This window comes from Actinophytocola sp. (assembly GCF_036402745.1).
Taxonomy (GTDB): domain Bacteria; phylum Actinomycetota; class Actinomycetes; order Mycobacteriales; family Pseudonocardiaceae; genus Actinophytocola.
Window position 1 is genome coordinate 80701 of record NZ_DASWSJ010000378.1, and the last position, 8562, is coordinate 89262.

At 71.5% G+C, this 8562-nt stretch carries 10 protein-coding genes; 4 read left to right on the forward strand and 6 right to left on the reverse strand.

Going from position 1 to position 8562, the window contains the following annotated elements:
- Window positions 1-14 precede the first annotated feature (14 nt).
- Window positions 15-632: a hypothetical protein gene (locus tag VGD70_RS33555; protein ID WP_331088579.1), complete on the reverse strand. Its 618-nt coding sequence runs from the start codon at window positions 630-632 to the stop codon at window positions 15-17.
- A gap of 140 nt (window positions 633-772) precedes the next feature.
- Complete coding sequence (locus VGD70_RS33560) at window positions 773-1042, reverse strand: GlsB/YeaQ/YmgE family stress response membrane protein (protein WP_331088581.1); 270 nt, start codon at window positions 1040-1042, stop codon at window positions 773-775.
- 208 nt (window positions 1043-1250) lie between these two features.
- Here VGD70_RS33560 and VGD70_RS33565 point away from each other — a divergent pair, with 208 nt between their 5' ends.
- Window positions 1251-1739 carry a carbonic anhydrase gene (locus VGD70_RS33565; RefSeq protein WP_331088583.1) on the forward strand — a complete coding sequence of 163 codons (489 nt, stop codon included), beginning with the start codon at window positions 1251-1253 and terminating at the stop codon, window positions 1737-1739.
- A 29-nt stretch (window positions 1740-1768) separates the two neighbouring features.
- A complete protein-coding gene (locus VGD70_RS33570; protein ID WP_331088585.1) occupies window positions 1769-2170 on the forward strand; it encodes a VOC family protein in 402 nt (133 codons plus the stop codon).
- Window positions 2171-2192: 22 nt separating this feature from the next.
- On the opposite strand, the gene VGD70_RS33575 is transcribed toward VGD70_RS33570, so the two are convergent.
- From VGD70_RS33575 to VGD70_RS33590, 4 genes are read right to left on the reverse strand one after another with little or no spacing between them, the layout of a single operon-like run.
- Complete coding sequence (locus tag VGD70_RS33575; protein WP_331088587.1) at window positions 2193-2456, reverse strand: DUF6752 domain-containing protein; 264 nt, start codon at window positions 2454-2456, stop codon at window positions 2193-2195.
- Complete coding sequence (locus VGD70_RS33580) at window positions 2444-4012, reverse strand: methyltransferase domain-containing protein (protein ID WP_331088589.1); 1569 nt, start codon at window positions 4010-4012, stop codon at window positions 2444-2446. Before VGD70_RS33580 ends, VGD70_RS33575 begins: the two co-directional genes overlap by 13 nt.
- A 50-nt stretch (window positions 4013-4062) precedes the next feature.
- Window positions 4063-5271, reverse strand: coding sequence for an MFS transporter (locus tag VGD70_RS33585; protein ID WP_331088591.1), 1209 nt, complete (start codon window positions 5269-5271; stop codon window positions 4063-4065).
- Entirely contained in the window at window positions 5268-6638 is a 1371-nt protein-coding gene (locus tag VGD70_RS33590) for a GH1 family beta-glucosidase (protein ID WP_331088593.1), read from the reverse strand. Before VGD70_RS33590 ends, VGD70_RS33585 begins: the two co-directional genes overlap by 4 nt.
- 183 nt (window positions 6639-6821) lie before the next feature.
- On the opposite strand from VGD70_RS33590, the gene VGD70_RS33595 reads away from it, so the two are divergent.
- Complete coding sequence (locus tag VGD70_RS33595; protein ID WP_331088595.1) at window positions 6822-7946, forward strand: hypothetical protein; 1125 nt, start codon at window positions 6822-6824, stop codon at window positions 7944-7946.
- Window positions 7947-8003: 57 nt separating this feature from the next.
- Window positions 8004-8132, forward strand: a complete 129-nt coding sequence (locus tag VGD70_RS33600) for a hypothetical protein (protein ID WP_331088598.1) — start codon at window positions 8004-8006, stop codon at window positions 8130-8132.
- Window positions 8133-8562 lie beyond the last annotated feature (430 nt).

The following is an 8562-nucleotide window of genomic DNA, read 5'->3' on the forward strand; positions in this document are numbered from 1 at the left end:
TGGACCTTTCTTGATCAGGTGGCCGGCGCGACCCAGAAGAACTCGCCGTCGGTGTCGTAGTCGAAGATCAGCGCCAGGCGGCCGGCGGCGAGCTCGTGCTCGCCGGTCTGGCGGACCTGGATCACCGCGGACGACCCGTCCGCGGCGGTGACCTCGGCCTGGCCGAAGTCGGTGGAGACCCGGCCGGTGCGGATCACGCACGCCCGCCCGACGAAGTCCGATCGGGACGGTTCGGTGCCGGAGACGTAGAGCTTGCGCAGGGGCAGCGCGACGAGCCGGGCCGCGAGCAGCCCGGCGATGACGGCGACGAGGAGCACCCCGATGCCCAGCAGCACTTTGCCGGCGCCGTCGAGGCCGGCCAGCGCCAGCCCGCCGACGATGGCGACGAACCACGCGAAGACGATCAGCACGGAGACCGAGACGGTGACCGGGACGCCCCCGAGCCCGAGCCCGTCGAGAAAGCCGTCGGTGCCGCCGTTGTCGCCGCCGTCAGTGCCGCCGTCGTCCCCGCCGGCCAGGTCGAGGTCGAGCGTGCCGAGCACGACCAGCAGCCAGTAGAGAACGACGACGGCGAGCAGGAAGGTGAACAGAACCGCCGGAAACGACAGCGCGGCGTCGAGGAACTCGCCCATGTGCACTGCCTCCCGCGCCCCACCCCGTGGCATCCCCCCGCAGGTCTGCCCGCGGCCGGGACTATACCCAGGCGGAATGCCCGTTCAGGAGTGGTTCGGGGAAAATGCGCGCGGTTGTGCGGGTATTTCCACCTCTCGGGTCACTGGTGCTGGCGGGTCCGCACGCCGGACAGCAGCGAGACACCGCCACCGGCGAAGATGACCTGCAGCGCGAGCTCGGTCCAGTCGACGCCTGGGGTGTCGGCCACGCCGATGAACCCGGCGACCGCGGTCCCGGCGACGGCCGCCACGATCCCGACGAGAATGGTGACGAGCAGCGACAGCTGATGCCTGCCCGGCACGACGAGCCGCCCCAGCCCGCCGATGGCCGCGCCGAAGATGATGGCCGTGATGAGCCCGGTGATCTCCACGAGTTTCCCTCCTCCGCTGTGGGCGCCGGTCCACGGGCGCCCAAGGATCAGCGTCACCCGCGCGGCCCCGCGCGGCATCGGGCATCACCCGGAGAACGACCCTGACCGGACCCTGGCCCGGCCGACCACGATATGGACGCCGTTGCGCATACGTGCATGTGAGCGTCGACTGGAGGAGGCCAAGTCCCCGACGAACCGAGGGATCGCGATGTCAGTCACCGATGAGCTGCTCGCCAACAACGCCACCTACGCCGAGACCTTCGAGGGCCCGCTGCCCCTCCCGCCCGCCAAGCACGTGGCCGTCGTCGCCTGCATGGACGCGCGGCTCAACGTCTACGGGGCACTCGGCCTGCACGAGGGCGAGGCGCACGTCATCCGCAACGCCGGCGGGGTGGTGACCGAGGACGAGATCCGCTCGCTCGCGATCAGCCAGCGGCTGCTCGGCACCGAGGAGATCATCCTCATCCACCACACCGACTGCGGCATGCTCACCTTCACCGACGACGGGTTCCGCCAGTCCATCCTGGACGAGGTCGGGGTGAAGCCGCCCTGGGCGGCGGAGTCGTTCACCGACCTGGACACCGACGTGCGCCAGTCGATCGCGCGCATCAAGGCCAGCCCCTTCATCCCCAAGAAGGACGCGGTGCGCGGGTTCGTCTTCGACGTCGCCACCGGCAAGCTCGACGAGGTGGCGTAAGGCGCCGCGGTAGGCCACCATCGGAGGCCATGTTGGGCGATGCCGAGGTGGCCACGAGGCTGCCGGCCAGGAACCTGAAGCGCGCGCGGGCCTTCTACGCGGACAAGCTCGGCCTCGAGCCGGCCGAGGAGCGGCCCGGCGGGCTGCTCTACCGCTGTGGCGCCACCAGGTTCGCGCTGTTCGAGTCGGCCGGCGCGGCCTGCGGCGAGCACACCCAGATGGCGTTCGAGGTGCGCGACATCGAGGCGGTGGTGGACGAGCTGCGCAGGCGCGGCGTCGTGTTCGAGGACGTCGACGTGCCGGGCCTGCGCACGGTCGACCACATCGCCGACGTCCAGGGCAACTACCCGTCCGCCGGTGTCGGCGAGCGGGCCGCGTGGTTTCGCGACAGCGAGGGCAACCTGCTCGGGATCGGCCAGCCGATCCGCTGATGTCCCGCGCCGGCGCGGGACATCAGAACGAGGAGCGGTTGTACTTCGCGAGGATGGCGCGGATCTTGTGGTCCTCACGGTCGGCCGCGGGCACGAGCACCTCGGTGACCACGTCGGTCAGCTCGGCGAGCCGCTGGTGCAGCCGGCGCGTCTCCTGCACCTCGTGCTCGAGCTCCGCGATCCGCTCCCGCAGCCGCCGCAGCTCCTCGTCCACGCCGACGACCTGGGCGAGCCGCCTGACCACGCCCCGGGTTCCGGCACGCAGCTTGGTCCTCAGCGCTTCCATGTTGCCACCAGCCTGCACACGTGTGGGTCCTCGTTCTTGTAGACGGCGAGGCCGTAGCCGGCCTCCCGATGCTCGACCTGGCCGCCGCGTGCCTCGATCTCCGCGACGACCACGTCGGGCTCGAGGTACTTGCGGAAGTGCTCGCCGAACTCCTTCTCCACGCCGGCGTCCAGACCGGTGCGGAACTCCAGGTAGAACTTCCCGCCGCGGCGCAGGCACATGCTCGCGAGGCGCCACAGGTTGTGCCGGCCGAAGTCCTCGAGAGCGTGGATCAGGAAGCGGCCGTAGAGGACCGGCGGGGTGTCACGGTGCGCGAGGTCGCCGCCCATGGCGAGGATCTGGCGGACGTCGTAGAGGTTGAACGTCTGGAACCGCGCGGGCAGCCCGTCGTTGGCGGCGGCCTTGCCGGCGCGCTCGGTGGCCGCGGGGATGTAGTCCAGGCCGAGGACGTCGTGGCCCTGCCGCGCGAACCACAGCGAGTCGCGGCCGGTGCCCGAGCCGATGTCGACGACGGCCGCCCCGCCCGGCTCCCGCTCGTGCACCCACTGCGCGAACGGCGACGGGTTGCCCGACACCGCGGCGCTGGACTGTCCGAAGTAGAACGGCCACCAGTGCTGGCGGTTTTCGTTGTTGCCGCGGGTCCAGCCGTCGAGCTTGCGGCGCACCTGGTGCGGCGTCTCGAACTTGAACGACGGGTCGGGGATGCGCCAGTGCGGGCCGTAGGTGATCTCCAGCAGCGCCTCGGGGTCGGCCGGCGCGGTGATCATGCGGCCCTCGAGCTCGATCTCCCCCAGCGGCAGCACGATCTCCGTGCGGAAGCTCGTCGAGTGGACCTCGGGCATCAGGTAGAAGGTGTCCCCGACGACGAACCCGGCGAAGACGTCGATCGCCCGGCCGCCCTCCGGGTCGGGGACGATCACCTTGAAGTCGGCGGAGGAGAAGCGCCAGGTCCAGTAGCCGGCCTCGATCATCACGCGCTCGAGCGCGAAGGACTCGCGGGCCACGTCGACCGGGGTGCGGTGGGTGCTGAGGTAGGCGACGTCGGCGTCGGAGTCGTGCGGGATGAACCGGCCGTCGCGGACCGCGCCGAGCAGCGCGCCGAAGGCGAGGAACGCGTCGACCCCCGCGCCCTTCAGCCGCGCCAGGACATCCTCGACGGCGTCGAGCAGCGCGTCGACCGTGGCCTGGCCGCGCTCGGCGAACCCGCACTGCAGGTCGCCGCCCTTGTCGACGATGAGCGGCCGGCCCTGGCCGTCGACGATCCGGACGCGTGCGTCGCTGTCGTCGAAGGCGTGGTCGCCGTCGAAGAGGGTCTCCTGGGAGAACCGCTCCCGGACGGTCACGTGGCCGGTGCCGCGCAGGAAGGGCTCGAGGTTGACCGGCCACGGGGCGAGCCGGTGCTCGCCGTCGGGCGTCGTGTCCCGGCCGGCGTGGAAGGACCACACCCACTGGTCGTCGAACAGGACGTCGATGACCGCCTGCTGTCCGGCGGCCACCCGCACCCCGTCGCGATCGACGAGGGCGAAGGCTGTGGAGGCGCGATCGTTTCCGGGCATGATCGCAGCACTCTAACAGCGGGTAAACGAAAGGTGGAATCCCCGTAAACTCAGGCGACCGCGCGGATCTTGAACACCAGCACCGCACCGGCCAGGCCGACCGCGGCAGCCAGCCCGTAGAGCACCGGGTACCCGCCGAGGTGGGTCACGATCGGCGCGGCCAGCACCGGCGCGAGAACCTGCGGCAACGCGTTCGCCACGTTGATCACGCCGAGGTCCTTGCCGCGGTCGCCGGCGGCCGGCAGCACCTCCGTCATCAGTGCGAAGTCGACCGACGTGTAGACCCCGAAACCCAGCCCCAGCACGGCGGACGCCACCACCGCGCCCGTCCACGTCGGCCACGCGGCGAGCAGCAGCGCGGCCACCGCCATCACGATCCCGGCCCAGCAGACGAAGCTCCGCCGCCGCCCGACCCGGTCCGACCAGACGCCGCCGACGACCACCGTGGACAGCAGGGTGGCCGCGTAGACCGCGGTCAGCACGAACACGCCGCCGTCCGGATCGTCGTGGTGGACCGCGTCCTGCAGGAAGTAGAGAAGGTAAACAATCGCGATGCTGTTGCCCAAGTTCATGAGGAACCGGGTCAGCCACGCCCAGCCGAAGTCCGGGAACCGCCGGGGGCTCACCCAGAACCCGCGCCAGTCGAGCGGCGGCCGCGCCTCGACGACCGTGTCGCGCCGCAGCGCCAGGTACGGCACGGTCGCGACCAGCAGGAAGGCCGCGCAGACGAGGTAGCCGGCGGCCAGCCCGCCGACCGCCGCCGCGAGGCCCGAACCGACCACGATGCCGAGCGTCTGCCCGACGCCGAGCCAGCCGCCCACCATGCCGCGCTGGCGGTGCGGCACCTGGTCGGGCACCGCGGCCACGAGCGCGGCGAACATCGCGTTCAGGGTGAGCTGCGCGAGGCCCCAGCCGAGCGCCATCACCACGATGTTCGGCGCGACGGCCAGCACGACGAGGCTCACCGCGCCGCCCGCCGCCCCCAGCGCGGTCCACGGCAGCCGCCGGCCCATTCGCCACGTCGTCCGGTCCGACAGCGCGCCGAACAGCGGGTTCGCCACCATCGACACGGCCGCGCCGAGCCCGACCACGAGGCCGAGCGCGAGCTCCTTGCCGTCCGGCGCGAGCAGCTGCGCCTGCTTGCCGAGCAGCACCTGGATCGGCCCGTACCACGCGGTGAACAGGCCCAGCCCGGCGAGCGAGAGCAGCGCGGTCCAGCGCGCCGGCACCCGCTCGGCGGGCTCGGCGAGCGTGGTCACCGCTGGGCCCGGATCAGCTCGCGGTACCAGTGGTAGGAGTCCTTCGGGGTGCGCGCGAGCGTCTCGTAGTCCACGTGCACGAGGCCGAACCGCTGCGAGTAGCCCACGGCCCACTCGAAGTTGTCCACAATGGACCAGACGAAGTACCCGCGCAGGTCCACACCGTCCTCGATCGCCTGCCGGGCCGCCCGCACGTGCCCGTCGAGGTAGTCGATCCGCCGGATGTCGGCGACCCGGCCGTCGCCGTCCGGGCCGTCGTTGTAGGCACAGCCGCTCTCGGTGACGTACACCGGCGGCAGCCGGTCGCCGTACTTGGCGACCAGCGTCGTCAGCACCTCGCGCAGCCCGTCGGGCACCACGGGCCAGCCGAAGTCGGTGACCGGGTAGCCCTCGATCGGCGGGAACTCGAACGGCAGCCCGTCCGGCAGGGCGAAGCCGTCGACCACCGGCGCGGCGGTCGCCGGCCGCGGCGCACCCACCCGGCTCGGCTGGTAGTAGTTGACGCCGTACCAGTCCAGCGGCGTGGAAATGAGTTTCAGGTCCTCGGCCACCGGTCCGGGCATCGCGTTCGCGTAGCGGTCCGGGTACTTGCCCAGCAGCACGGGCGCCGCGAACAGGTCGTTGACGAGCGCGTCGTAGGTGCCCGCGGCGGTGCGGTCGTCAGCCGCCTCGGACGCGGGCCACACCGGTATGTGGTGGTTGGCGATGCCGATGCGCTGCGCGCCGGTGGCCCGCAGGGCCTGGGTGGCGAGACCGTGCCCGAGCAGCTGGTGGTGCGCGACGGGGAGCGCCTCGAGCATCAGCTGCCAGCCGGGCGCGTGCGCGCCGACCGCGTAGCCGAACATCGTGAGGACCATGGGCTCGTTGAGCGGCATCCACAGCCGCACCCGGTCGCCGAGCTTGGCGCCGACGACGGTGGCGTAGTCGGCGAAGCGGTAGGCGGTGTCGCGGCTGAGCCAGCCGCCGGCGTCCTCGACGACCTGCGGGGTGTCCCAGTGGAAGAGCGTGACCGCGGGCGCGATGCCCGCGGCGCAGAGCTCGTCGACGAGCCGGTCGTAGAAGTCCAGGCCGGCCTGGTTGACCTGGCCCCAGCCGGTGGGGAAGACGCGGGGCCAGGCGACGGAGAACCGGTAGGCGTCGACGCCGAGCCCGGCCATGAGCGCGACGTCCTCGCGGTAGCGGTGGTAGTGGTCGGTCGCGACGGCGCCGGTGTCCCCGCCCAGCACGGTGTTCGGCCGCGCGCAGAATGTGTCCCAAGTGGACGAACCGCGCCCGTCGGCGGTGGTCGCGCCCTCGATCTGGTAGGCGGAGGAGGAGACGCCCCACACGAACCCGTCGGGGAACGCGGGGATGGCGGGTGGCGTCATCGGTGCCGTCCTCCGAGGCGTGATCGCGAACCGAGCCCACAGAGCTTGGACTGAGTCACCCGAACGGTCAAGGGTTCCGTTTGTGACACACCAGCATGGCCCGCCACAAGGGTCGGTGTTCTTCGCTAAGCCGTGACATGAAAAGGGCCGCTGCCGTGCGTATGCCCGGGAATACTGTCCGTCATGCGCACACGCTCCGCCCGGTATCCGCTGGCGCTGCTGACCGTGGCGCTGTTAGCGCTCACCGGCTGCGGCGCGGACACCTCCGGCGAGCCGGGGCCGGTGCGGTTCACCATGGTCGAGCTGCCGGCCGGTGCGACGCCGGTCGTCCTCGCCGGCACGACGGACGCTCTGCTCATCGGCGTGCGCCGGGACGGGGAGCAGGTCGTGCCGGGGCTGCTGCGCCGCGGGCCGGCCGGGGAGATCTCGGAGATCGCGGTGAACCCCGGCACGCCGTACGGGAGCAAGGCGTTCTGGTACTCGCTCACCGCCGACGGCGACCGGATCCTCGCGATCGGCGGGCGGCGCGGCGGCGCGCACGGCAACGTCCGGTGGAGCGCGTGGACCGGGTCGGACGCGGGCATCACCGAGAAGCAGCAGCCGTTCAGCACGTTCGGCGGCATCGAGGCGGGCGACCTGCTCGACGCGGTGCTCACCCCCGCCGGCCCGATGCTGGTCGGGACGTGGTCGAGCAAGCAGGTGGGGCTCGACATCCGGATCTGGACCACCGACGGCGACCTGTGGCTGCGCCAGCCCGTGGCCGGCACGGCGCTGGAGAACCGGCGCGAGTCGCTGAAGTTCCCGATGGCGGCGACCGCACGGCAGCAGGGGATTCTCATCGCGGGGTGGGAGCTGTCCGGCGGCAGGCAGCGGCCGGTCGTGTGGCAGTCGAGCGCGGGCGACACCGGTTGGGCCATGGCCGCGCTACCCGGCGCACCCAAGCCGGGGGCCGCGGTGGCGGCGCGCTGCTGGGAGTCCGGCTGTGCGATCGCCGGCCGGGTCGACAACACGCTCGCCGTGTGGTCGATGGCCGACGGCAGGTGGACGCGCGTGCCCGGCACCCCGCCCGTCGCGGTGGCCGACGACGAGAAGCTGACCGCCCCGGTCGACGTCGACGGCCGGCTCGCCCAGGTGATCAACGACGGCGGCGCGGTGAAGGTCCTGTCCTCGGCGACCGACGGCTGGACGGTCCGCCCGGTGGACGGCCCGACCGGCACGGTGACCGCGGTGACCCGGATCGGGCGCAGCCTCTACGTCGTCGCAGGCGACACCCTGTGGCAGGCCGACGTCGGCTCGTTCTCCGCCTGACCCCCGCGTGGAACCCGGCACTGTCAAGGCGTCCCTCGGCGAAGGAGTGCCATGCACGTGACCCGTCTTCGGCGCGCCGACCTGGCCGACGGCCTGCTGCGGGAGCCGGCGGAGGAGCGCTACGTCGGGAAGGCGATGGCCGTGATCACCACAGCCGTCCGGCCGAGCATCGCCAAAGTCAGCTGACAGGAGGCGATAAGGAAAAAGAAGTAGACGTAAAGCGGCCGCACTCGGCAACGCGAATTCAGAACCGCGCGGAAAAGAAACCCGTCGCGAATGCCGCCCCGCCTTCGAACACCACGCCCTCGCCGTGCCCCCAGGCCAGCCGAGGGCGCAGGTGGAGCCACCTCCGGCGGCTGAACATGGGCTGAAGAATTCAGCTCCACCTGAACATGGCCGGCTGCATTTAGTCGAAGGTTCAGCCGTTACCCCGCAGCAATCCAGCCGCCTTCATAACGTGTCCGCGGCCTCGTCTAGCCGCGTACTTGAGCAGCACTTCTGCTGCAGTGATCCCTACCGCCGGACGGTGTTCCACTTCAGCAGTGGTCGAGTAGATGAGCATCGGTCATCAATCCAGACCCCTGGCCGAGGACGTCGCTCCACCACATGAGCCATG